17 protein-coding genes are annotated in these 25070 nt (G+C 53.6%); 4 read left to right on the forward strand and 13 right to left on the reverse strand.

Translation table 11 applies throughout. The features are described 5' to 3' along the window. Positions 1–164 precede the first annotated feature (164 nt). The 8 genes from fbaA to clpB form a co-directional block, all read right to left on the reverse strand. Complete coding sequence (fbaA, locus tag NXS13_RS06230; RefSeq protein ID WP_259078730.1) at positions 165–1199, reverse strand: class II fructose-bisphosphate aldolase; 1035 nt, start codon at positions 1197–1199, stop codon at positions 165–167. A gap of 152 nt (positions 1200–1351) precedes the next feature. After that, positions 1352–2533 carry a glycoside hydrolase family 76 protein gene (locus NXS13_RS06235; protein ID WP_259289499.1) on the reverse strand — a complete coding sequence of 394 codons (1182 nt, stop codon included), beginning with the start codon at positions 2531–2533 and terminating at the stop codon, positions 1352–1354. Positions 2534–2607: 74 nt separating this feature from the next. After that, positions 2608–3279 carry a TrmH family RNA methyltransferase gene (locus NXS13_RS06240; protein ID WP_259158513.1) on the reverse strand — a complete coding sequence of 224 codons (672 nt, stop codon included), beginning with the start codon at positions 3277–3279 and terminating at the stop codon, positions 2608–2610. A gap of 11 nt (positions 3280–3290) precedes the next feature. Further along, the gene (pyrE, locus tag NXS13_RS06245) at positions 3291–3836 is read right to left on the reverse strand and encodes an orotate phosphoribosyltransferase (RefSeq protein ID WP_259158437.1); all 546 of its coding nucleotides are present in this window, start codon (positions 3834–3836) and stop codon (positions 3291–3293) included. 74 nt (positions 3837–3910) lie between these two features. After that, complete coding sequence (locus NXS13_RS06250) at positions 3911–5062, reverse strand: hypothetical protein (protein WP_259289500.1); 1152 nt, start codon at positions 5060–5062, stop codon at positions 3911–3913. Between the two features lie 39 nt (positions 5063–5101). Beyond that, a complete protein-coding gene (locus tag NXS13_RS06255; RefSeq protein ID WP_259078709.1) occupies positions 5102–5938 on the reverse strand; it encodes a sulfurtransferase in 837 nt (278 codons plus the stop codon). 116 nt (positions 5939–6054) lie between these two features. After that, complete coding sequence (locus NXS13_RS06260; protein WP_259289501.1) at positions 6055–6591, reverse strand: lysoplasmalogenase; 537 nt, start codon at positions 6589–6591, stop codon at positions 6055–6057. 60 nt (positions 6592–6651) lie between these two features. Continuing rightward, complete coding sequence (gene clpB / locus NXS13_RS06265) at positions 6652–9192, reverse strand: ATP-dependent chaperone ClpB (RefSeq protein ID WP_259289502.1); 2541 nt, start codon at positions 9190–9192, stop codon at positions 6652–6654. A 169-nt stretch (positions 9193–9361) separates the two neighbouring features. Between clpB and NXS13_RS06270 the strand changes: the two genes are divergently transcribed. Together NXS13_RS06270 and NXS13_RS06275 are read left to right on the forward strand one after the other, a co-directional pair. Continuing rightward, a complete protein-coding gene (locus NXS13_RS06270) occupies positions 9362–10387 on the forward strand; it encodes an LLM class flavin-dependent oxidoreductase (RefSeq protein ID WP_259158440.1) in 1026 nt (341 codons plus the stop codon). Positions 10388–10449: 62 nt separating this feature from the next. Continuing rightward, positions 10450–11610: an oxidoreductase gene (locus NXS13_RS06275; protein WP_259078695.1), complete on the forward strand. Its 1161-nt coding sequence runs from the start codon at positions 10450–10452 to the stop codon at positions 11608–11610. Here NXS13_RS06275 and NXS13_RS06280 read toward each other — a convergent pair. Next, positions 11607–12389, reverse strand: coding sequence for a carbon-nitrogen hydrolase family protein (locus NXS13_RS06280; protein WP_259078693.1), 783 nt, complete (start codon positions 12387–12389; stop codon positions 11607–11609). The genes NXS13_RS06275 and NXS13_RS06280 overlap by 4 nt on opposite strands. A gap of 69 nt (positions 12390–12458) precedes the next feature. Here NXS13_RS06280 and NXS13_RS06285 point away from each other — a divergent pair, with 69 nt between their 5' ends. Both NXS13_RS06285 and NXS13_RS06290 read left to right on the forward strand, forming a co-directional pair. Continuing rightward, positions 12459–12740 carry a hypothetical protein gene (locus tag NXS13_RS06285; protein WP_259078691.1) on the forward strand — a complete coding sequence of 94 codons (282 nt, stop codon included), beginning with the start codon at positions 12459–12461 and terminating at the stop codon, positions 12738–12740. Next, complete coding sequence (locus tag NXS13_RS06290; protein WP_259078689.1) at positions 12733–13974, forward strand: alpha/beta hydrolase family protein; 1242 nt, start codon at positions 12733–12735, stop codon at positions 13972–13974. The genes NXS13_RS06285 and NXS13_RS06290 overlap by 8 nt, the downstream gene beginning before the upstream one ends. A 2-nt stretch (positions 13975–13976) precedes the next feature. Here NXS13_RS06290 and NXS13_RS06295 read toward each other — a convergent pair whose 3' ends face one another. The 4 genes from NXS13_RS06295 to pulA form a co-directional block, all read right to left on the reverse strand. Beyond that, entirely contained in the window at positions 13977–14390 is a 414-nt protein-coding gene (locus tag NXS13_RS06295; protein WP_259078687.1) for a heat shock protein transcriptional repressor HspR, read from the reverse strand. A gap of 33 nt (positions 14391–14423) precedes the next feature. Continuing rightward, a complete protein-coding gene (gene dnaJ, locus NXS13_RS06300) occupies positions 14424–15593 on the reverse strand; it encodes a molecular chaperone DnaJ (protein ID WP_259078686.1) in 1170 nt (389 codons plus the stop codon). 95 nt (positions 15594–15688) lie between these two features. Beyond that, positions 15689–16078: a hypothetical protein gene (locus NXS13_RS06305; RefSeq protein ID WP_259078679.1), complete on the reverse strand. Its 390-nt coding sequence runs from the start codon at positions 16076–16078 to the stop codon at positions 15689–15691. Between the two features lie 161 nt (positions 16079–16239). Beyond that, positions 16240–24624: a pullulanase-type alpha-1,6-glucosidase gene (gene pulA, locus NXS13_RS06310; protein WP_259289503.1), complete on the reverse strand. Its 8385-nt coding sequence runs from the start codon at positions 24622–24624 to the stop codon at positions 16240–16242. Between the last annotated feature and the right edge of the window lie 446 nt (positions 24625–25070).

Consider the following 25070-nt stretch of genomic DNA (forward strand, 5'->3'; position numbering starts at 1 on the left):
ATCATTATCAACTGAGCTTCTAAGCCTTATCAAGGGCTTTAGCTGCTCGCCGGATCCACCATACCAGAGCTTTGACACCAATGTCGGATGAGGGATATGGGTGGGAATAGGAAAATCCCCTCGACCTTAGCCATATGGCCGAGGTCGAGGGGAATATTTGATATTTACTTACCCAAGGTGGTTCCTACAGAGTGGAGATCCTGACATGCCTCAACAATACGATCGGCCATGCCTTGCTCTGCCTTCTTCATATATGAGCGTGGGTCGTAGGCCTTCTTATTGCCCACTTCGCCGTCAACCTTGAGAACGCCGTCATAGTTTTGGAACATATGAGACACGACGGGGCGAGTGAAGGCGTATTGGGTGTCAGTATCAACGTTCATCTTGATAACGCCATAACGTAGCGACTCTTCAATCTTCTCCTTCTCGGAGCCTGAGCCACCATGGAAGACGAAGTCGAATGGAAGAGCGTCATCGCCAAGGCCCAGCTTCTCTCGGGCAACCTTCTGGCCTTCAAGTAGAACTTCTGGACGCAACTTGACGTTGCCTGGCTTGTAGACGCCGTGCACGTTACCGAAGGTAGCAGCCAGGAGGTAGCGACCCTGCTCACCGGTGCCGATGGCATCGATGGTCTTAGCGAAGTCTTCTGGGGAGGTGTAAAGGTTAGCGCCTGCCTTAGCCTCAACGCCATCTTCTTCACCGCCGACAACACCAATCTCTACCTCGAGAACGATATGCGCCTTATTAGCTTTTTCGAGCAGTTCTTGGGCGATGACCAGGTTCTCATCAATATGGATAGCAGAACCATCCCACATATGAGATTGGAACAGAGGCTGCTCACCGCGGTCTACACGCTCCTGAGAGATAGCGATGAGGGGGCGCACATACTCATCGAGCACTTCCTTCTGGCAGTGATCGGTGTGCAGCGCGATATTCACGCCGTAGTGCTTGGCAGCCTCGTAGGCGAATGCTGCCAATGCGCAAGCACCTGCAACCTTGTTCTTCACGGACAAGCCAGAGCCGAATTCAGCGCCACCGGTAGAGAACTGAATGATGCCGTCAGATTCTGCCTCAGCGAAGCCGCGAAGTGCAGCGTTAATGGTCTCGGACGAGGTGCAGTTGATCGCAGGATATGCAAATCCGCGCTCCTTTGCACGATCAAGCATCTCTTTGTAGACCTCAGGAGTTGCGATTGGCATGTGTCATCCTCCAACTAAATAGAAGTTTTTATGTCAGAACCACAGGGAGCAGTCCATGAGCACCATTATGCCAGCAAATCCCCCATATTGCACCGTTCATATACAGTGAAAAACCACACAGTCGGGCATAAGCTCACCAATATGGGCGTGAATCAGCGGCTCCGTCTCTCTGCATTAGCCAATTGAGCCATGTCATGACGAGCAATACGCGCTGCTGCTTCCATGAGCATCCATCCAGAGAGCTGGACGGAGAGATCGCGTTCATCAACGCGGACAATATGGACAAGGTCACTCAAGGCTCCACTAGAGCCCCCGTAATTATGCGGTAGCTTTGCATCGGCAAGCCAATCGGTGCCGAAGATGGGGAGGCCATCTACCTCCAGGCGGTGTTGCCACAGGGATTCAGCGGAAGCTAATACTATACGCTTCGCCCGCTTTTTTGCGGCAATATTGGCTTCACTATCGCCTGGCAATCGCACCGCAACGTCCGCGAGGTAGCGGGCAAGTATTCCCTTAAATAGGCCGCCGTCCCCGTCGCCAGTATTCCAGTCAATGACCCCGTAGGCATTAGTCATATGCCTATCAATAGCCTTGATCAGGGCCCTGATATGAACGATATAGTTGATCGCTTCTTCTTCGGTGCCGGGGTGTTTCATCAGTGACAGGGCAATGTCAAGGCACGCCCCCACAGCCACTCCCTGGCAGTACGGGTGAATAGCTTTAACGAGTTCGGGGCCGTTCATAGTCATACGCAGCCCGTCCATAACCAGGCCGTCTTCGTTGATTAATTTATCGAATATCCAGTCGACGATAAATCGCGCTTGGCCGAGGTTTTGTTGGCGCGCCAGCATAATTGCTGCGGGCCCATTGGTGGGGGTATTGAAGAAGGTTTCGCCGACGCGCCACGGAAGAACACTGGCTACGGGGTCGAGACCTTCTAAAATATTATGTTCTAAGGCCTTGATATATTTTGGGCGCTTTTTATTATTCAGGCTCGCCGCACGATCGAGAGCTAGGGCTAACCAGAGTTTGTCGTCGTAGTAGTTATTCCGCTTAAACGATCCGAAATTCCTTAGTTTGATGCCGCGGATGGTGGTTTGGATGCGACGTTTTCGGTCTTTGGTGGGGCGTCTTTTGGCGGCGTCGACAAGGCAATCGAGGTAGTGAGCTTGCCACCAGTAGTGCCAGCGATAGAAAGTTTTTTCTTTAACGTGGGGAGGCCATGCAGCGACTGCTAGGTTGGTGTGCATCAGCCCCCAGAGGCGCTGTGAATGGCGTTCATTGATGGCCGACTCGGCGAGATCCGCACGGTGTAACCATTTCTCCTCGACCACCTGAACGTCACTCCTTATTGTTAGCGTGCTTGACTGAGCGTGATTATTGTAAACGAGGTAGTGTGCCGGCTCGGCTACCATGCTTGCGAAAGATCGGCGTGCTGCCTGATCCATTGATGCATGGCAATCCCGGCGGCCACTCCCGCATTAATGCTACGAGTGGATCCAAATTGGGCGATTGAGCAGGTCATCAAAGAATTCCTGGCAGCTTCTGGAGAAATCCCTGGTCCTTCTTGACCAAAAAGGAGCAGACATTTTTGCGGCAAGGTGGCCGTTTCGATCGGCACGCTACCTGGGGTATTATCAATCGCCACCACACCCAAACCGCGGTCTTGTGCCCATGTGATGACGTCTTCGGTCCTCGGGTGGTGCATAAGATGTTGGTAGCGGTCGGTCACCATAGCCCCCCGACGGTTCCACCGTCGTCGACCAACGATATGAACCGTATCGACGGCGAAGGCATTAGCGGTGCGCACAACGGTGCCGATATTGGCGTCGTTTTCAAAATTTTCGATGGCAATATGCAAACTGTGCCGGCGCCTATCGATATCGGCCACGATTGCTTCTCGACGCCAATATCGGTAAGCGTCAACGACATTTCGATGATCCCCTCCCTCGAGCAGCTCTGGATCATAGTGGGAATCCTGCGGCAAGGGCTTGTCGGGGTATTCCTCGATCCAAGGGCCAAGACCATGGCGGCCTTGGCCCCACTCAGTCGGCCCGGGAGGGAAGGGCGAGTGTGGAATATGTGGGATACTCACGAGGAGAGTCCAAGGTCTTCCAGGCCCAGCAGGTAGCGGTATTCCAATCCCGCCTCGGCGATGACTGTGTCTGCACCTGTCTGCCGGTCAACCACGGTAGCCACGCCTACGACTTCAGCCCCGGCGGCTCGCACAGCGGCGACGGCATTGAGGGGGGAATTTCCCGTCGTGGTGGTGTCTTCTACAACCAGCACTTTCTTCCCCACAATATCTGGGCCTTCAATCTGGCGTTGCATTCCGTGTTTCTTGGCTTCTTTGCGGACCACGAACGCATCGATATCGCGGCCTTGAGCGTGCATGATGGATGTGGCCACCGGATCGGCGCCCAGCGTGAGGCCACCGACAGCCACATAATCCCAGTCGGCGGTGAGTTCGCGTAGCAATTCCCCAATAAGCCGCGACGCGCGGTGCTCTAGCGTTGCTCGGCGCAGGTCGACATAGTAGTCAGCCTCTTTGCCCGAGGAGAGAATAACTGAGCCATGAACCACTGCTAGTTTCTTCACTAGCTCTGCGAGTTCGGCTTTCTTTGCGGAATCGATCATTTTCCATCTCCAGTGTCAGCTGTGGTGGCAGCAAAATTTTTCTTCGGTTGATGGAATTGTAGCCTAAGAGTTTTCTAGCGGTCCCCATCAGAGAAGATCGTAGATTTCTCGGTGTGGGGGCGCAAAGCCCGCGTGCCCAAAAAGTCCGAGGGCTGAGGTGGTGAGCTGGGGTTATCGGCAATTGAATCCACATTATCCTCACCCGGGGTATGGATATCAAGAGTGCCCCATTGTCGCTCATAGACACGTGTGGGTAGATCTAGTTCGATATCCTCGCGCCCGAATTCTTCTGCAATTTGAGCAGGAAGAACGAGCCGTTGTGGCGTTTTTGGGGCATAGGTAGTGTGGTCAGCACGAGAGACCAAAGGACGAGTCGGAGGGTGAGATGCAAAATCAAGGGTATTCTCGTGGTGCGGTGGCAATGTGGCTGTAGCATCAGCAAGCAGCGCAAGAGGCACCACTATTTTTTCCCACAGATCAGGCTGAGATTCGAGATCACACCACGCACACACCCACTCAGACTCGATCCACAGACCAGCCACGGCATCGGGCATATTAATAAGCGCACTATATACCCGTTCGTCAAGCATTCGTTGCACAGGCCCAGGATGAGTGGTTGTCACGAAGAAGTTAGCGCACTGGCTGACAGCAATAAGTTCGTCACCGTGGGTGTGAAAGTCATCGCGGTGCATTTCCACGACGACGGGAGAGGAGGCGTTTAGGTGCATGGCCATAACCATGGATTCGCCGATGAGGCCGATATGCATCTCGTAGCCGGCCGCCATGCCACTAATACTGTGGCGGACGGTAGAACTTATGGTAGCGGGGCCTCTGGTCCACTCGTCGGCGAGGTAATCATCTGTGCTGCTGAAACTGAAACCATAGTGGTGGGCCCATGCACGTTTGAGCCGAGTGCGATAACCGGGTAGGGCTGGAAAAAGACGTTCATTGTCGGCCTCAAAGGGGGCGTGCCCGGCGCCAAACGGGGTGATGATGATGGCTGCGTGAGATTGCCATAATTCTTCTAGGTCGGCATTGTCTTCCACAACTTCGTCATCGACTTCTGCGTTTTGTGCAGCTTGGTAGGTGGTGGTGTTGATGGCAGGAATAGACTCGGGTTCGAGAAGCACAGTCGGCTTCTGGTCATGGCTTCGCTTTTGCTGGGCATCGAGCACAAGCAGCACAGCCGCAGCACAAGCGAAAAGACCTGCCAAAAGAAAAACCATAGTGTTTAGTCTATAGCGTTAAATGCCCACAAGGAGGTATTAGTCTCCTCGATCGGTGGGATTCTTCGGGTCCGCACACCACTGGCTCCAGCCACCGATGAAATGGCGAGGGGCTTTCAAGCCTGCAATGGCCATGGCCACGATGACCTGAGCTGAGTGGTTACCGGAACCGGAGTACACGATCACATCGTCGATGGTCTCTGCGGTAATACCGGCTTCGCGGAAGACCTCGCGGAGCGTATCGGCATCTTTAAAGGTGTAATCCTCGTTGAGTACGGCGCGGGTGGGAAGGTTGATAGCTCCAGGAATATGACCAGCTTTGAGATCGAGAGACTCTTTGCGTCCCGCATAGCGGTTAGGTTCACGGCAGTCTACCAAGATTCCCTTATGGGCCTTGACATCTTCGATGGTGGCAACGGGCATATTGCCTACCTCTGCCCCCTCGCCATCGTGTAAGCGGGGATTACCTGGGCCGCCAAGAACCTCATATCCAGCGGCTTCCCAGGCGCGTTGCCCGCCGTCGAGAATACGCACATTTTTTACGCCGGCATATTTCAGCATCCACCACGCGCGTGCAGCAAAAAGACCCCGTTCGCGGGAATAAACAACGACTTCGCGGTCAAGGGTGAGACCCCATTTAGCGAACCACTTATCCAAGGTTTGCTTATCAGGGAGAGGATTGCGCCCACTGGTGGAGGAGGGCATGGAGGCCAGGGAGTGGGCGGTATCGCAATAGCGGGCCGAGGAAATGTGCTCGGAGCGGAATTGGCTATATCCGCCACCTTCGGTGGGTGCCCAGTGGGAGGCGAGAATCATGGGGGCATTGCCGCCTTCAACGCGCGCATTGAGTTCTTGTGGAGTGATGAGAATATCCATATCCTCGATCTTAAAAGAGCGGGGAGTAATTTGCTTATTGAAAATACATGGAAATGCCCGTCTCCTGATCACAGCCCACATGAATAGACCTCACTGCAGGCGGCGGGCTTTGGATTCTACGACGAGCGATATAAGAAATTCTGGGCGACTCCGTAGGTTGCCAGTACGCTGGCATCGAGGTACGGGCGTGGATACGCACGATTAATCGCGATAAGAGCGTCAGATAGCATGAATATTGCACCGCTACTAGGGCTCTCGAGCGATGAATATGTAGCAAGGAGTGCGGCATAGGCAATAAGTCGGGGATCTTTTACCAGTGGGGCCGCAACGCCTAAGGCCGCGAGATGCCACAACGGCTTCTTGGGCTTCTTTCCCTCTTTGATCGCGCGCGCGATATGCGCGAGGTGTCCCAGCCCAAATAGAGCCGCCCCCTTATGGAGGGAAGCGTGATCGCGCATCAATTCCAGATCGCCTAGGAAATGCCCTATGCCACCGATTGCAAAAAGCGGATCCCGTAACCGGGTAGGCTCACTAAGCATCAAAGCGGGGACAATAATCGGCTTCGAAATTTTCTCTAGAGGGCGGTTAGAGGTGAGTTTTGCGAGGGCACAGGCGCCAGTGGCGGCCAGTGAGAGAGCAGCAAGCTTATTCATACCTTAAGAGCCTAATAGATAGATAAGGCTGGTAGGAGTTCCCTACCAGCCTTCGTAGGCTTAAGCCTCAATACTTAGGCCCTCTCCGACAGCCTTGATGTGCACGGTATCTCCATCATGGATCTCCCCGGCCAAAAGCTTCTTAGCTAAGGTATCGCCGATTTCCTTCTGGATCAGTCTGCGTAACGGGCGGGCACCATAGGCAGGGTCATAGCCGAGCCGGGCGAGAAATTCCCGCGCTTCCGCATCGACGGTGAGGCTCAAACGGCGCGCCTTCAGCCGCTGAGCGAGGTCCCCAATCTGGATGTCCACAATACTGGTGAGCTGTTCTTGGCTAAGCGCATCGAAAGTGACGACGTCATCGAGTCGATTGATAAACTCCGGTCTGAAAGCACGCTTGACAGCCTCCATAATCTCCGCCTTGTCTCCTCCGGCCCCAAGGTTCGAGGTGAGAATGAGCACCGTGTTGCGGAAATCTACCGTGCGTCCCTGACCATCGGTGAGACGCCCCTCATCGAGTACCTGAAGGAGGATATCGAAAACATCAGGGTGAGCCTTTTCGACTTCGTCGAATAGGACGACGGTATAGGGGCGGCGTCGTACTGCTTCAGTCAACTGGCCGCCCTGGTCATATCCCACATATCCCGGAGGGGCTCCCACGAGGCGCGCAACGGAGTGCTTTTCACCGAATTCGGACATATCTATGCGTACCATCGCACGCTCGTCGTCGAACATGAACTCAGCAAGAGCCTTGGCCAGTTCCGTTTTACCGACACCTGTCGGGCCGAGGAAGAGGAAGGAACCGGTGGGTCGATGAGGGTCGGCCACCCCGGCGCGAGCGCGGCGAACAGCATCGGAGACCGCTTGCACAGCTTGCTGCTGCCCTACCACGCGCTTGGCGAGTTCACTTTCCATATTCAACAGCTTTTCGGTCTCACCTTGAAGCATCTTGCCAGCAGGAATTCCAGTCCACGCAGAGACTACTTCGGCGATGGTATCGGGAGTAACTTCCTCCGATAACATGGTGGGCTCTTGGGCATGGGTCTCGTGCTCTTCTAGCTGCTTTTCCAGCTTCGGTATATGCCCGTAGCGCAATTCCGCAACGCGGTCGTACCTGCCGTCGCGTTCTGCGATTTCCGATTCTTGACGTAGTTCTTCTAGTTCTTCCTTCAGCTTTCTGACCGTGTCAATGGCTGCCTTCTCGTTATTCCAGCGTGCTGTGAGTTCGCCGAGGTGCTCGCGTTCATTGGCGAGTTCACTACGCAGAGCAGCAAGGCGTTCTTGAGAGGCGGCGTCAGTCTCCTTCGTCAGTGCCATCTCTTCAATTTCTAGTCGCCGCACAATGCGTTCAATGGCGTCGATCTCCTGCGGCGACGAGTCGATCTCCATACGCAACCGTGAGGCAGCCTCGTCAACCAAATCAATGGCCTTATCAGGGAGGAATCTGGAGGTGATATAGCGATCCGATAGAGTGGCCGCCGCAACCAGAGCGGAGTCTTGGATCCGGACACCGTGGTGCACCTCGTAGCGCTCTTTTAAGCCACGCAAAATACCGACAGCATCTTCGACCGAAGGTTCAGCGGCAAATACCTGCTGGAAGCGGCGCTCTAGAGCGGCATCTTTTTCGATATATTTACGGTACTCATCTAGGGTGGTGGCACCGACGAGACGCAGCTCCCCGCGGGCGAGAAGTGGTTTGATCATATTGCCTGCGTCCATAGCGGAATCACCGGTTGCCCCCGCTCCCACAATAGTGTGTAGCTCATCAATAAAGGTGATGATCTGCCCGTTGGCTCCCTTAATCTCGTCGAGGACTGCCTTGAGGCGTTCCTCGAATTCTCCGCGATATTTTGCGCCGGCGACCATGGACCCGAGGTCCAAGGAGACTAAAGTCTTACCTTTTAAGGATTCAGGAACATCTCCAGCAACGATTCGGCGAGCTAAACCTTCGACGATTGCTGTCTTACCAACGCCCGGCTCACCGATGAGGACAGGATTATTCTTGGTTCGCCGCGATAGCACCTGGACGACACGGCGTATTTCCGCGTCGCGCCCAATGACCGGATCGATCTTGCCTTCCCGAGCACGCTGGGTGAGATCAGTGGAGTATTTCTCCAAAGCCTGAAATTGCCCTTCCGGATCCTCACTGGTGACTGTGTGGGAGCCGCGCACCGACGGAAACGCTTCCTTGATAACTTCGTAGGTAGCTCCCCGCTTTGTCATCAAATGCGCGGCATCGGTATCTCCCCGCGCAATAGCTGCAAGCAGCACTTCAGTCGAGATATATTCATCACCTAATTCGCTCATTAACTCTCGAGCATTGGTCAGAATATTAAGACTATCGCGGCTCAGATTGGGATTTGCTAGGCCTTGGCCTTGAGCCGAAGGATAGGAAGCTACTAACTGCTCAGATTCCTTTCGCACCACCTCGGGGTCCACTCCGGTGGCTCGTAGCACAGGGCTCGCGATGCCATCTTCTTGACCTAGAATGGCCGATAATATATGTGCCGGCCTAATATCAGGGTTTCCTAATGAAGCCGCTTGGTGTTGGGCCTGCTGGAGGGCCTCTTGGGTTTTTGTGGTGTACTTGAAGTCACTCATGATGCTCCTTGAGTTATCGTTTTATATTTAATGAAGTTGAGCTTGTATAACTCAACCTTTGAGATCATAATACAGCAACTCTTCGCAAAAGTTAAGCCTATTCCACTCAAGTTTCAGTATCTCTTCCTGAAACTGTTGAAACGTCACCAAATGGTGTTGGATGGGGGTCATGAAATCTTTCGGCTTTCTAAGCTTCGGCCATCACAATCGTTCCTTTCCCCCGGGACGTGCCCTTAAAGAAGGACTTGAACTAGCAATCGCGGCCGAATCCTTAGGAGTCAACGGAGCCTATTTTCGCGTCCACCACTTTTCGCCGCAATATAGCGCCCCCATCCCTCTTCTCTCGGCCATTGCCGCACGAACCTCCACCATTGAAATAGGCACCGGGGTCATTGATATGCGCTACGAGAATCCTCTCTATCTCGCTGAGGAATTGGCCGCACTTAATCATCTCGCTGATGGGCGTTTAGCTATTGGAATTAGCCGTGGCTCACCCGAACAGGTATACAAGGGGTGGGAAGCCTTTGGCTATCACAGCTCGGAACCAAAAGCTCAGGATCTTGCGCGCGAAAAATTCTTAACATTTCTTTCCGCCGCCCGTGGTGAGCCTCAAGCCGTCGCCGCCCCGAGCGACCAACAATATCCTCGGATTTATGCTCCAGGTAAGCCATTAAGTATTACTCCCGACGTGGGAAATCTTAGTTCCTTGATTTGGTGGGGTGCCGGATCTCAGGCCTCGGCGATTCAATCCGCTCGTGACGGGGTCAACCTCATGAGTTCCACCTTGGTATTTGATTCCCGGACCACCACCCTCAGCGAGGCCCAATACCAGCACATTATGGCCTACAAAGAGGCGTGGACGGAAGCGGGCTGGAGCCGTGAACCGCGAGTATCGGTAACTCGGACTATTATTCCTATCGTCAATGAGCGCGACCGCAGGGATTTTGGCACCCCTGGCTCAGGCTCTTCTGAAAGGCACAGTATGCTCGACGGTCAGCAAGCCATCCTCGGTCAGCGGCTCATCGATACCCCAGAGAATATCCTTAAAACTCTATTGGCGGATCGAGCTGTCTGTGCAGCAGATACCCTCATGCTTGCCATTCCGAATCTCGCCGGATTGGATGCAAATATTCGACTATTGAACAATTTTGCCATCCACATCGCTCCCGAACTCGTCAAAAACCACGGCCTTTAAATGGTCTAAGAAGTCTATGCGGACAATAGCGTTTAGGCTCTATATTCAGTAGACTAAGGCTCGTGAATTCCATCGAGCCTACCCCACCTCAGCGGCTCGAACTGGGATGGGCTCAAGAGATCTACCGGTATTTATCCACCCACCCGCTGGCTCTTCGGGCGGCGGCTGATTACCTTGGGCGCCATCAGTATATGCGGGCAGCCCTAGGCTCAGATTTTCCCCTCGATCGCGCCATTACGGAGCTTTTTCGTCTCGCCGATATAAACGGAGCGCTCAGCTCTCGAGGGCGTACAGTTCTTATCCGCGCAATCCATACCGCGCTTCACCAGGGTGCTAGTGATCTACCAGGTCTTATTCAAACCATAGTGCCGGAATTTCTCCACCACTGTGAGCCTTTAGGGTTTTCTGCAGGTTTTCGTTCCCAACAATTCATCGGCGAAATCATTCACCTTGTAGAGACTGAGACTGCTCGATCCTCTGCCCGCCCGATTGGTGGCGAAGTGGTTGAGGTAGCTAAACGCTCGCGCTTTATCCACTGCATCCGCATTATTACTGATGAGCCGCTGAGCTATCAGCCTGGACAATTTATTCCAGTCACCTCAAACTACACCCAAGGCCGCTGGCGCGACCTTCTTCCTTCAATACCCGCTAATGACGCATGTCAGATCGAATTTCACGTGCGCACTAGCAATGCAAGCTCCACAGCCTTGGCGCACGCGCAACCCGGTGACCGCTGGCTCTTCGGACTAGCAGGCGGCGGATTTTATATCGACGAGACCGAAGACCTTCTCCTCATCGCCCACGGAACCGGACTAGCTGGCGCTCGCGCGATCATTCTCGACCTCTTCAAAAAGACCAACCCGCCGCGCACCTACCTCTTCGTATGTGCCAATTATCCTGGCGAGTTATATGAATTGCGCTCCTTGTGGCATATAGCATCGACCGCGCCCTGGCTTTTTATTGTTCCAGTCATTAGCCACGCGGAAGATGCGTGGTGGGTAGGAGCAACTGAGCATTCGATTGCGCCACGAGGATTGCACCTGCCCCATATTGGCTGCGCGGGCGAACATATCTCCAGTTTTGGTACATGGTCGGGCCATCACATCATCATCTTTGGTGACACTGAGGACGTACGCGGCACCCGTGACAATCTCATCGCTCACGGGACTCCAGCGGAAAATATTCAAACCCTCGACTATCGGCACCGCTACTTCTGGGACTAGAGGATAGGTAATCGGCGTCGAGCTTCGGCGACCATAGCGGGATCAATATCGACGAGCCCCAGATGGCTATCGGGGCCTAAGGTCACAAGAACCCTTCCTTCTGGGCTAATCGCCTGCGAGAACCCCACACCCAGCGGCTGAGAATCTTTAGCATCCTTTGGGGGAGCCTGATCAACCGCCACAATAAAGCTCGTGGAATCAAGAGCGCGGGCACCAATTAAGGTATCTCTCTGTGCCCGTTTCCCCTCCCCACCAGCCCATGACATGGGGATTAAGATAACCTCGGCACCGGATCGCGCAAGATCCTGATAGAGGGTGGGGAAACGCACGTCATAACAGATACTCAGGCCGAAGCGTATACCATCAAAATCCACGACTTTCATATCCCCTCCGGGCTTGACCGTTTCGGATTCCTGGAAACCATAGGCGTCATAGACGTGGATCTTGTGATAGATATCTACCTGTTGGTGCGGGTGGACAAATACCAATGTATTGAAGACCCGCTGAATATCCCCCACCGTATCAGCAGGAGTGAAAATACCAGCCACGATTGCCACATCATACTGGTGAGCCCACAGCTTTAAGCTCTCGACGAATGGGCCAGAGATTTCCTCCGCTTGGAGATCAAGCCTGCCTGAGGCAAAAGCTTGCATCGTAGCTTCTGGGAAGATAACCATTCGTGCACCTTGTGCATGCGCCCTACGCACATAGGTGTGAATCTGCTGTAAATTTTCCTGCTTGTCAGTAGCGGACGTCATCTGAGCCATCGCGATTTTCATGCCTACTACCCTATATCGAGAACGCGGAGAAAGTTATCCACAGATTCCCCCAATGCGACAAGTCTCGACATGCGACGAGAACCGACGTGCGGTGTGCTTTATATTATGGATATCTCATTCAACTCCCACGCACGGCAGCTCCTGCAACCCCTGCTGATCCCCTCTCTCATCAACCCTGTGATCTCACCCAGTCGAACTGCTGATAGCCTGCGCTCCACAACCGCGTACCTTAATTTGCAGATCGGAGACTCCATTCGTGCCCATAATGACCACGTGGATGCACTCAACGCTTTTCTTCGTCGGTGCGAAAACCTAGATACAGATCTCGCTCTGGAGTTGGACCATGACTGAACTAGACCTTCCACTGCGCTCGGTAGAATTGGAGCGCAGCGCCCACGAACTGCTCCAGCAAGCCACAAAGCTCTCAGATGAGGTTGCGGCTGCTGAGCAACGATTCCAGGCTTTTGCGGACCACACTGCTGGTCTCGCCTTAGAACAAGGGCTGGTAAGAGCTAAGAAAATTACCAACGCGTACCGCCAGCACGCTGACCTGATCACCCTCATCGCCCATATTCTGCTCGCCACCGCCGAGGCTCAAGCGGAATTAGAAGACTATGCGCGCCGGATAAGGAGCCTAGCGCGCGCTCTTGGCATTATCATTGGCCCACAGCGCCATCTCATTGCCGTTGCCGACTACGCGCTCGCCCATATTCCGCTCGTGCGCACGGCACTTAACTATATCGACGCTGCCTCGAACTATTTAGATACGCAATGCAGTATAGAAATTGAATCCCTACACCCCTCCTGTAGTCACCCATTAGATCCGCGCGGCCTTTACTTCGCTGAGTCTCAGGACCTAAGCATCGATGACATCCATGTCCAAGCACGTGCGAAATTAGAGAGCTACGATTTTCCAGGCATCGCAGAGTTCCTCGATTCGAACCCCCATGCGCGGCTCATTGAAATAGACCACGACGGCATTGTGGTGGCTTTTGGAGATATCGAAAAAGCGCAGCACATTGAAACTAAAATCGCCGGCACCGGCTCCTCCGACCCACATTCTTGGGTAGGGCGCCTCGAGACTGCGGCCCAACTGCAGCGAGACTCTAAGGGTTCTGCAGCGATCATCAGCTACCTCAATTATCAGGCCCCTCCCACTCTTAGCGCTGCCATCAGTAAACGATGGGCGCGCCGGGATGCACCTGCCATCAACGAGTTCCTAAAATCTCTACGTAGCCGCGCCCCACACGCCTTTTTATACGGAGAGGGTCACTCCTACGGGGCGCTGCCCCTTGCGATGAGTGCCCAGCCCGGTGACGATAATCCCCTTGACGCACTCGTAGTATTGGGAGCTCCGGGGCTAGGCACCGCTTCCCGAGAGGATATACATCTCGATGGACCAATTATTAACGTCGAAGGGGAAACCGATATTATCCGTTTAGTCAATAGCCCCACCGGTGGCATCCACGGTCCTGATCCTCAAGAAATTGCCGATAAAACCCTCACCTGCGCGGTCTCCCACAGTGGCTACGATACTGACGAGAAGTGCCGCGCGGATATCAACGCGGCACTTGGACTTAATTGATATTATCTGCGCTTGCCTCGGCGGGGTTCCCACATCACGACCGCCGTGGAACGCGGGACATGAACGATCTCCCCCCGGGGGCGGTTGATATGGCGCTGGAGTTCAGTTAATTCACTCTGGGTTTGACGCAACTGCGCCCGAAGCCGATCGTTATCCCGTTTAAGTTCGATAATGGCCTTGATACCTGCGAGATTGACGCCATCTTCTTGGCTTAAACGTTGCACCGTGCGGAGCAGTTCTACGTCCTCATAGGAGTACCGTCGCCCCCCACCGCTGGTGCGCTGGGGGGTGACTATTCCCAGGCGATCATATGTACGCAGCGTTTGGGCGTGCATTCCGCAGAGTTCCGCAGCTACGGAGATAACAAAAACTTGCTCAGTGTCTTCAAAGTTTGGGTTGTCATTCTTTCGACCCATGACAATCAACTCTTTCAGTCTGTTTGCTGTTCATTAGTGCGTATGTCCGGCCCAGTTGGCGCGAGGATCGAAACCTGATTTCTGCTCGGCCAACGCATATTGCTGCAGAGCTGCCAGCGCTTCTGAGTCGAGTGAGGTAGGTACAACGAGATCCAGTTTCACTCGAAGATCTCCTGTGTCGCCATTACGTCGCGAAATGCCCCGCCCCCGAACACGCAAGACACGACCATTCGGGGTACCTGCAGGAATTTTAAGTGTAACGGGAGAATCAAGGGTAGGAACCGAGATGGTATCGCCAAGAGATAACTCAGCAAAGCTAACCGGAACTTTTACCTCAAGATCTAAGCCTTTGCGCTTAAAGAGTGGGTCCTGCTTGACATGGACATGAACAAACAGGTCACCCGCTGGTAAGCCATGGGGGCCCGCTTCTCCTTGCCCCGCGAGTCGGACCTTTTGGCCGTCCTCAACTCCAGCTGGAATCCTCACCGTTATCGAGCGGGAGCGTCGCACTGTGCCAGTGGAGCGGCAGGCAGAACACGGGTCATTGATTTTTTTCCCATCGCCTCCACAATCCGTGCACGGTGCAGAGAAACCGAAGGCACCTCGATTTTCGGACTTGAAGCCGGAACCGTGGCATGTTGGGCAGGTGCTAACCTCGCCTGTTTGGGAGCCGGAACCGTGGCAAGCTGCGCACGGCGCATTACCGGTTAATTGAATGGGAAACGTCGTCCCCTTCGCGGCCTCACGGAATTCAATGGTGACTTCGGTTTCGACATCGGATCCCCGCGTTTGCCGAGTTGGGTTGCGATGACCAGCGCCGCCACCGAAAGCGCTACCGAAGATATCCCCAAAGCCGCCTGTCGCGCCAGCCGCTCCACCTCGTCCAAAGAGATCGGAGAGGTCGAAGTCGTGCGCCCGAAACCCCCCACCAGTGGGGAAACCACCCCCAAAACCGCCGCCATTTTTCAACATGGTGCGGAAATCGTCGTACTCTTTACGTTTTTCCTCGTCGCCTAAGACGTCATAAGCTTGAGCCACTTTTTTAAAGCGCTCCTCGCGAACGGTATCCCCGGGGTGAGAATCCGGGTGGTTATCGCGAGCTAATTTGCGGTACGCCCGCTTAATGTCCCCCTCGGAAGCCTGTGAGGAGACTCCGAGATCGGCGTAATAATCTCTCTCCGCCCATTCGTTTTTAACGGCCATGGCATATTCTCCTTTAATAACTAAGTTGAGTCTATGACACTAAAGTTTAGCGTATTGGGCGCAGAAAATCACAAGGTGATGCCAGTGAGCTTCCCCTAGTCGCTACTACCAAACAAAGGCGTCCACCAGTCGACTGCGCCAAAGAAGGCCGCCAAAGCCAAGAAGACGGTATCAAAGAAATGCTTGACAGAATCAGTAAAGATCCGCCACTGAGGTGTTGGTTGTGAACTCTCACCCGGCTTCTCCGTGGTCGTATCCTGAGCTTCATCGGCTGAGCTATCAGCGGTTACCTGCTGCTCCTTCTGGGATACTGGGCGCGTGTCGGATAGGTGCGCAGTGGTAGACAGGGGTGCAGAGTATAAAGTCGCAGAGGCGAGCTGCTGATTCGCTGGAGTCGGCGCTGGTTGCGCGCTCAGTGGTTGGGCAACAGCAACAGAAGTTAAGGTGAGGACCACCGCGGTGGTGATCGAGAGTAGTTTCTTCACTGGAATCTCTTTCTAGCATAAGGAAATATCGAATAAAATCCCCCTCATCTTAGAGCAGCAATCACCTGAAGGACACGAGTTTAAGGAAATCCACAAAAACTCCCCGCCGCTGCGCATGGGTCACATCACGCAGCGGCGGGGAGTTTTTTATCTAGCTATTCCTAGCGCCAACCGAAGAGTTGCCGTAGTGGGCTATGGGGATCGAGGGTGACTGATACCAAGGCTGCAAGAATGCCGCCAAGGAGTGCCACAATTGGGACCCAGATCTTCCAGCCAGTTGGCCCAGCGGAGGAACCATCCTCTGCCGGTGGAGTAGGCTGTTTTGGCTCCTCGATCTTGACCGTTGCAGTCACAGGCACCGTGGTAGAGCCGTACTGCGCGAGGACCACGATATCGTGGGTACCCACTGGCGCATCTGGAGTGACGGAGAGCTCGCCGCGATCATTAATGGAATACCACGCGGGGGTAGAATCTGGCTTAGACCAGCTCACGGCTTCATCTGCATGAGCTACCCACTTGGTCTTATCCTTGATATCGGCCTTGAACTTTGGTGCCACGAGAACCTCGAGGGGAACCTCGGACGTAGAGCCGTCCTCAAAAGTCACCCGAACAAGTGGCTTGAGGATCTGACCAGCCAGATTTTCGTCATCGGCTACCGTGATCTTCATATCGCCGTTGTCCAGCAACTCCACGCTCACCGTGGAATCATTCGGCACGGTCACTTCCTGGATACGCAGCGCACTATCGCCTACCTTCGGAACTACAACGGATGTACCCGGTCGAGGAGCTGCGTTGATAGTCCATTTCGGATCGCTTGCGTGTGCCAAGGATTCCTTGAGGCTCACGCGTGCGTTGATATCCTCCTGAGATTGATCCGAGTATGTCACAGTAACGGTTACGGCAATGGAGTCGTCTCCCAGTTCGGCACCAGGACGTAGCTGCAATTCGCCGGTCTCAGTATTGATAGTGACCCACGAAGGGGCATTCTTGAGAGCAAACTGAGCGCCTTCGGGACTATCCAGAACTGCCACAGTCGTAGATTGACCTGCAATAATCTCGATATTTTCATAACGCGGCTGGAATTTCTCTGCGTGAGCAATCGGCTGCACAGTGATCCTCATATCCACAACCTTTGTCGAGCCATCAACAAAACGCACGGTGACGTTGACCTGCTCGGTACCCTCACTCGTGCCGGTAACGCGGAGGCTGTGATCCGGTTGCACGGTGATATCGCTGTGTACAGCATCTGAGACAGTTACCTGCTCAATATTCTCAGTGCTACTTGGTGCAATATCGATGCTCTGGCCGTTGACAAGGGTGCTATCAGGATAATTCAGGTCACCAGCCGCGTCTGCGTGGTTGCCGGTTACTGTCACCGTGAGGGAAACCTCATCGACGCTGGCATCCTGATAGGTAACCCTGACCTTGATAGCCACTGGGGCAATGTCCACCTGCGCACCCGGCGCGGCCTGAACTGTGCCACTGTCAGTGATACTCACCCACTCGGGAGCATCCACGAGCTCATAGCTGGTGATTTCTTCGGCGCGGTCGGCTGGATCGATGTGGACCTCAGCACTCGCTGAACCAATACCACGGCTTACCGTCACGTCTTCCCACGTGGGAGTGATCTGCTGATTGAGATAAGAACCTACATTTACTATCACTGGGACAGTCTTAGTGGATCCATCTGCAAACCGAGCGGTCACGGTAGTCTCATAACGCTCAGCTGCGGTATCGGCAGGCGGGTTGACAACGAGTACTCCCTTGTCAGCAATACTGATCCACTCAGGGTGATCAGCCGGCAGGCTGAGATCAGTATCATTCTCGTAATTCTCTGGAGATACCCGAACCTCACCGCTACCAGCCTTGATGCTGTGCTCTGGATAGGTCAGATCGGAAGCATCGGCTTGATTCTGGTTCACCTTCACCGTCACCTCAGCCTCATCAGTGCTGTTGTCGGTATAGGTGATCACCACCGTTGCGTTGACCTCACCTACTGGGATATCAGCGCCTGGTTGCGCTTCGAGCTGGCCGTGATCATTGACGCTCAACCACTGAGGAGCCCCATCTTTGAGGGCAAATCCTCGGATTGTGGCGGCCTGGTCGGAGATCACCGGATCGAAGGTGACCTCTTGTTGTACCGCTTGGGTGCCACGAGCGACACTGAGCTCTGCATAGGACGGTTGGTATAGATCCGCAACTAAAGGTTGCGGGCTGACAGTAACCGTGAACTGTATCTGGGTGGTCGTATAGTCTGCGAACTGAACGTCCACGGTAACCGGGTATTGCTCAGGGCTTACCGAGGCTGCAGGATTGACAGTGACAATTCCAGTCTTCCCGTCAATGCTGACCCACTCAGGATGACCTGCAGCAAGCGTATAGGTGGTGCCAGGTATTGTCTTGCTGATTGCAGTCGTTCCTTCGGGACCGCCAGCTGTCACACTCACATCGTTATAACTGAGATCCTGGTTTTGATCGCTATCATTCGGCAAGACATTCACCGTTATATCGACTTCATCTGTGGTGTCATCGATGTAGGTGACAGTGACCTTTGCTGTGACTTCGCCCACCTCGATATTCGCACCTGGTGCAGCGGATAGCTGCCCCTCATCATTGATGGTCAACCAGTCAGGTGCACCGGCTTGAAGCTCGTAGCCGCGCACGCTTGCGTCTGGATCAATGAAGTAGGGCTCAAATCTAACCCCTTGGATCGCTGTGGCTGTACCGCGGACAACCTCGATCTTTTCCCATAGTGGGGTGTGGCGGTCGGCCAGGCCCTGAGCCTTATGATTCATCACCACGACCGTGCGGGCAGGGATTGTGAGGTCCCCTTCAGTGGGATTCCACTGTACGTCCTTTATGCGCGGGTTGGCCTTGAGGATATCGGAGACAACAATTTCCTCACCTTTAAGATTGCCAATACGCACAGTACCGGCGTTCGGGGCAGCGTTGATGGCGACGACGACGCCAGCAAGGTTCTCGTCGATATCTTCGCCCTGACGGTCATCGATATGCATGGTGATCATGCCATGTGGTCCCTTGGGGAAACTGATCTTTTGCTTGATCAGCTCTGTATCCCCTAGGTGCATCAGCTTGGTAGCCGACCGTAGCTGTAGCAATTCCTGAGCCAATTTATTGGACAGCTCAAGATCCGCAGGTGATGCTTTCAGCGCGGGGTTATTCAGCAGTGGGCGGTACTCATTCCACTTATCACCGTTCTTCTCCTCCGATGGCAGGCCGACGCCGAAATTGTGAGTCTGACCTGAGAGATCGAGTTTGTTGAAATGATCTCCGGCGTTATAGGAATCTCGATCAAGCGACTTCGAACGCATGAATTCCGTACCAGCGTGCCAGAATGCCGGAGACTGGCCTAATGTGACCGTTGCCAACTGCACGGTATTCATCAATACTCGATCCTCCATGGTGGTATCGAGCGGCAGCTGGAGCACGCTGAGATCATAAAGGGTTTGGTTATCGTGAGCATCAACATAGTTGACAGTATCGCCTGGGGTCAGACCATAACCGACCTGTTGGCCGTCTAGGACGAGATCCCGGCCGAATTTACGGCCATCTTTAGAGTCGAATTCAAAATCAGCGAGGTTACCGGCCATGCCGACCTTGATAATATCCTGCAAGTGCTCGAGGTGGCCTTCCCCCTTTTGCGGATGGCCATTCGGGGCGGTTACTAGACCAGTGCCGAAACCTTGTTCCGTCCCTTCGTGTCCGTGGACACCATTGCGCAATTTATCGTTGAAGGTACCGATATTGGTGCCGGAAAGGTTGCCTTGGATCGCTTGCGGGAAGCGTTGACCATCTTGTACTTCACCAAAATTCCAGCCCTCACCGTAGAGATAGATCCGGCTACCGTCGATTCCATCCTTTTCCTTGGTCAGGCCCTGAAGAGCCCGCTGCACAGCCTTGAGATTCTCGGCTGAGTGGTGGCCCATGAGGTCAAAGCGGAAACCGTCAATGCGATAATTCTTCGCCCAACTCAATACTGAGTCGATCATGAGCTTTTCCATGAATTTATGCTCGGTAGCGAGGTTATCGCAGCAGGTTGAGTTAGCTATAGATCCGTTCGGGTTGAGTCGGTGGTAATAGCCTGGAACAACTTTATCTAAGACGCTGTATTCCCCAGTGCCTGCACCATAGGTGTGGTTATATACCTGATCACTAACGACGCGCAGATTCATACCAGCAAGTGCTTGCACCATGCTGCGGTATTCCTTAATGCGGCTGGGTGCTTGCGGATCGGAGGCGTAGGAGCCCTCAGGGGTCATATAGTGATACGGATCATAGCCCCAGTTGAAGCCATCGGTTTTCGCGGTAGCGGCCACAGCAGCTTGAGGTTGCTCGCTATCGGGTGCAGGATTGGCCTCAATAGCTGGCTGGTCCTGATTAACCTCAGGGATCGAGGCAATATCGTTGGTAGGAAGTAGGTGCACGGTATTTAGGCCAGCGTCGGCAAGCTGCTTGAGGTGCTTGACCGAGGCGGAATTCTTCTCGGTAAATGCTAGATATTTACCACGATGTTCCGGCGACACTGTGTTATCAGCGATAGAGAAATCGCGAACATGGAGTTCGTAAATCATCTGGTCAGCGGGATTTGCCAAGCTGGGCACTTCTAGAGCGTCCCAGCCATCAGGCTTGAGTGCCGGATCATTCAGATCGACAATTACCGACTGCTGTGAATTCGGGGTCAAACCAATGGAATAGGGATCTGTAACCAACGTATCGGTAATCTCGTTATCCGTAGGATTCCATACCCGGACCTTATATTTATAGGCCCGGTTCTTCCATGAGGGATCACCCGTAATGCTCCAGATACCCGTCGCATCGTCGTAGTCTAAATCGCGCGATTCGGTTGCCCCTACCCCTGTGCTATCGGGGTAGAGTTCCACGGACACCTGATGAGCAGTGGGAGCCCACAGCTTCAAGGTGGGGGTATCACCATTGAAGATAACGCCGAGCTGTTCCTGTAGCGCAGGTGCGAAAACAGCATCGATGACGCCAGGAATTTGGACACCCGTGACATTGAGCGCCTCGGCTTGCTGCCCCTTTGCATAGACAGCGACTCCTAATCCACCGCCGAGCATAGTTTTGATCTTATCGGTTGTGACACTAGCGGGTACTCGGTAGCTTAAGTAGTCACGGATATAGGGATTTTGTTGCGCCAATTCTAATGAGAGGGCACCGAGCGATTCCAGATTGATGCTCTCGGCTTGAGCGCCGTCCTTTGTTGAGGCACCTGTTCCGCCCTTCACAACGGCTTGGCCGTCACTAACGCTAATAAGATCAACGCTGACCTCGAGAGCATTGCGGCCCTCGAGAAGAGCTGGTGGTAGCGCTATGGTGCGCTCATCCAACCAGATCGCGCTGCGATCTTTCTGCTCCAAGGAGCCACGATCGAGCAGTTCAGTGCTGAGAGTATTCGATTCGTCATTCCAGATGAACCGTGGATATTTATCGGCTTTACCCTCAAAGTTCAGTTTATAGTTACCGCTGCCGTCGCCGAAGCTGGTGTCCCACGTGCGGTTATAGGCCACTTTGAACTCGTAGTTACCGGCAGGGATTGCCTTCGATTCAAACTCGTAGGTATGCTCACCGGTTCGAGTCATCAGTGAGTTGAGGCAAGCTGGCCCCCAGTTGCCGTATTCGTTACCGCTGAGATCTCCCTGCGAACCACGAGGGCACTCTAAGGCGCCGCCGAAAGTGCCCGGCAAAGTGATGGCTGGGTGCTCGACAGTATTAAAGAACTCATGAGTGACGTTGTTATAGAAGAAGGTTACGTCCTCTTCGCTGGTGAGAGAGAATTTAACGTCTGATCCATTCGGGGTGCTCTCGTCGGTGGTGGCGGAATTCTTGCCGTAGTTCTCCTTCCAATCTCCACCCACAGCGATCTTGTATTTGTGATCACCTTGGGCGACAGGGACGGTCAGAGTAGACCAGTCAGAGCCCGCAACGCGAATAAGCTTCATCTTTTCACAAGACGGCATCCAGTCAGATCCGCAGAGAGCGGCAGTGAAGGAGCCAGCCACCGCTGGTCCGAAAGGTTCAATCTCGGTGCCAGGAACGGCAAGATCTTGCCCCACGACACCCCACCCGGAGGAGGCCGTCTTATTACCGTCCGCATCGACAGTCACCGTGCGGTATTCCACCACAGTACCTGGCTCGAGTGCGGAAACATTGTGGTATACCATAGCGCGAGCACCAGTGGCGGTACCAAGCTTGTTCCAGTCAGTATCACCCTGGATACGCCACGCGAAGGAGGTTTCAGACCAGCTATCTCCCGAAATATCGGTTCCGATAGGTGCTAGACCCTCAAGGGCGTGGCCTTTAACCGTAAGGCCACCAGTCACGGAACCAGATACCTGCTTTTGTGCCTTATAGACACTAGCGGATAGTCCAGGAACTTCGATCTCCACTGCCCCATCGGCGCCGGTATTGAGAGTATCGGGACCGTTGCCGTAGATCTTCGTCAGCGTGGCATCTTTGCTGAGAGCCTTTGGAGACACCGTCTGGGCGCTCGCACTATTGTTCAGCGCGACGAGGTACTCAACTTTTTCATCAGTATCAATGCGGCTAAAGGCATAGACACCTGGGCCACTGCTCTTCCAACGCTCAATTTGGGCGCCTTCGCGCAGAGCTTTGTGCTCCCGACGCAGTTCAGCTAGTGCCTTGATGTGCTGGTAGAGTCCCGCGTTTTCGTCAAAATGATCGCCATCGCCAAAGGTACTGCCATCTAAGAGCTTTTCACTCTTCACGTCTACAACTTGGGTAGCGAACATATCTTGGCGGGCTTCTTTGTCACCACCGTTACCGATGAATCCTTGCTCATCGCCATAGTAGACAACAGGTTGTCCGCGGGTTAGGAACATCGTCGAGTGCGCTAACTCAGAGCGCTTGAGCGGATTATCGGTTGAGCTGAGGAAGGAACCAATACGCCCCATATCGTGATTGCCGAGGAAAGTAGGCAGCACGCTGGCATCTGAGTGCTCAGTAATATAGTGGGCATCATCTCTAAAAAGCCCCGCCAAGGATTCGGTGGAGGCACCAGATGCAAAGTCCTTAACACGGTTCTGGAAACCGAAGTCTAGGACAGCATCCATATCGCTTTCGCGCATATAGCGAGCGAGCTTGTCGGCTTCCCGATCATAGGCTTCGCCGAACATGAAGAAATCGCTGCGTCCAGTCTGAGCAGCATGCTCTTTAATACGTTTGGTCCATTCCTTCCAGAATTCGAAATTCACGTGCTTGGCGGTATCGATACGGAAACCGTCAAGGCCAGCGTCAACCCAGGCGCTGTAAATCTCGGTCATACCGTCAACCACTTTTGGATGTTCAGTGAAGAGATCATCCAGGTTAGCGAAATCACCGTAGATATCGTCTTCACCCGAGGAATTGAAATCTACGTTACCTCGGTTGTGGTAATAGGTCGGATCATTGAGCCAGTCGGGAACCAGAGTGATGGAATCATCACGGCTGAGGGTAAAAGGGAAAGAATCCTGATTAAGTTCGGGGAACGCTTTGCCCGTGCCCACGTAATCACTAAGTGTAAAGGGCTGGCCCTGAGCATCTTTATAGGGGTGATCGGCGAGGTTCATATAGGTCTTGCCCGCGGACCCATTACCCCCGGCAAGCTGGATGATATCGGCAGTGTGGTTGACCACGATATCGAAGTAGACCTTCATACCCCTATTATGAGCGGCAGCGATCAGCTGCTTCATCTCGTCGTTGGTACCTAGATGAGGGTCGATCTGGGTGAAATCGGTGATCCAATAGCCATGATATCCAGCGGTAGCCTGATCACCTTCGCCCTGCACTGCCCGGTTCTTAAAGCTGGGGCTGAGCCACAAAGCTGTTGTTCCTAGCCCTGCTATATAGTCGATCTTGTCAATGAGGCCCTTCAGGTCGCCGCCGTGGTAGAAGCCTTTGGAGGTGGGGTCAAAGCCGTGGTTGAGGCGATTATCTTCGCCGTCAATGAGGCCACGATCATTCGAGGGGTCACCATTATTGAAGCGATCCGCGAGAACAAAGTAGAAATTCTTTCCAGCATTCTCATTGCGGTACGGCTTTCCGACGATCTCACGGTCGGTGTCTCGATAATTCTGAACAGTCTCGCTATTCTCCGCGAACCCTTGAGGGGCTCGAATTCCCACATGTTTAGTTGTGGGATCAAAACTAACTTCCAGAGTGGTAGGCGCTGCCAGCTTAAGCTCTACGTTCTTATCGGTGCCACCGGAAGGAATACCGTAGCTGTTGCTCCAATTACCATCTAGTACAATCTTGAATTCACTTTTACCTGCCGGAAAGTCGATCCGTTTGGTGTAGTGATCTCCTTTGCGCTCCATTTGAGTATTGGGGCATGTTTCGGCCCAGTTCTTGGCGCAACCAGCTTGTTCTTGAAAATCTCCAGCTACTACCGCTGATGCGAGGTCCGTCGCATGAGCTGCTGGAATGAGCGATTCTTCTCCTACTACTTTGGCACCTTGGGCTATTAAGCTCACAGCAGCCACGGTAGTGAGGATGATGCGTGTTTTACTCATCAACCATCTCTCTCTAGCCATGAATACGAATGTTATATAGAACCTAAAATGAACCCTAGTGTTATGGCTCGCACCCAGCCAAATAAAGTTAACTAGATCTCATCGGAAAGAGTTTTGTCAGCATTGGATAGTCAAATTTTATGATGCGACGAAGCGTTTCAATACCGAGCTAGACGCCTGGAGCCAATGAATATATCGTACCTAGCATGTACTTTTAAGGAAGAAAGCAATACGCACAGGAAGTCTTCTGTTATGGAAAATACGCACTGGTTAAGTGTTTTCGATTGACGAGGAGATTATCAGTGCAATAGGTCTTCTTGAGGCATTCTGAGGTTGATTAAAGGCTCTTAAAAGGCAAAGGGGATAATCAAAGACCACCATCTTCCGGCGGGATATGACGGTGTCGACGGCAGGTTCAAAAGTCTAGAGACACGTATCCGTTGCGG

Origin of the sequence: Corynebacterium sp. ES2730-CONJ (assembly GCF_024834055.1) — a bacterium.
In the GTDB taxonomy this organism is placed as follows: domain Bacteria; phylum Actinomycetota; class Actinomycetes; order Mycobacteriales; family Mycobacteriaceae; genus Corynebacterium.

Excerpts from the sequence above, each read along its gene's own strand:
- fbaA (WP_259078730.1), bottom strand. The coding sequence starts at position 1,199 with ATGCCAATCGCAACTCCTGAGGTCTACAAAGAGATGCTTGATCGTGCA.
- pyrE (WP_259158437.1), bottom strand. The coding sequence starts at position 3,836 with ATGATCGATTCCGCAAAGAAAGCCGAACTCGCAGAGCTAGTGAAGAAA.
- NXS13_RS06250 (WP_259289500.1), bottom strand. The coding sequence starts at position 5,062 with ATGGTTTTTCTTTTGGCAGGTCTTTTCGCTTGTGCTGCGGCTGTGCTG.
- NXS13_RS06255 (WP_259078709.1), bottom strand. The coding sequence starts at position 5,938 with ATGGATATTCTCATCACTCCACAAGAACTCAATGCGCGCGTTGAAGGC.
- NXS13_RS06260 (WP_259289501.1), bottom strand. The coding sequence starts at position 6,591 with ATGAATAAGCTTGCTGCTCTCTCACTGGCCGCCACTGGCGCCTGTGCC.
- clpB (WP_259289502.1), bottom strand. The coding sequence starts at position 9,192 with ATGAGTGACTTCAAGTACACCACAAAAACCCAAGAGGCCCTCCAGCAG.
- NXS13_RS06270 (WP_259158440.1), top strand. The coding sequence starts at position 9,362 with ATGAAATCTTTCGGCTTTCTAAGCTTCGGCCATCACAATCGTTCCTTT.
- NXS13_RS06280 (WP_259078693.1), bottom strand. The coding sequence starts at position 12,389 with ATGAAAATCGCGATGGCTCAGATGACGTCCGCTACTGACAAGCAGGAA.
- NXS13_RS06285 (WP_259078691.1), top strand. The coding sequence starts at position 12,459 with ATGCGACGAGAACCGACGTGCGGTGTGCTTTATATTATGGATATCTCA.
- NXS13_RS06290 (WP_259078689.1), top strand. The coding sequence starts at position 12,733 with ATGACTGAACTAGACCTTCCACTGCGCTCGGTAGAATTGGAGCGCAGC.
- NXS13_RS06295 (WP_259078687.1), bottom strand. The coding sequence starts at position 14,390 with ATGGGTCGAAAGAATGACAACCCAAACTTTGAAGACACTGAGCAAGTT.
- dnaJ (WP_259078686.1), bottom strand. The coding sequence starts at position 15,593 with ATGGCCGTTAAAAACGAATGGGCGGAGAGAGATTATTACGCCGATCTC.
- pulA (WP_259289503.1), bottom strand. The coding sequence starts at position 24,624 with ATGAGTAAAACACGCATCATCCTCACTACCGTGGCTGCTGTGAGCTTA.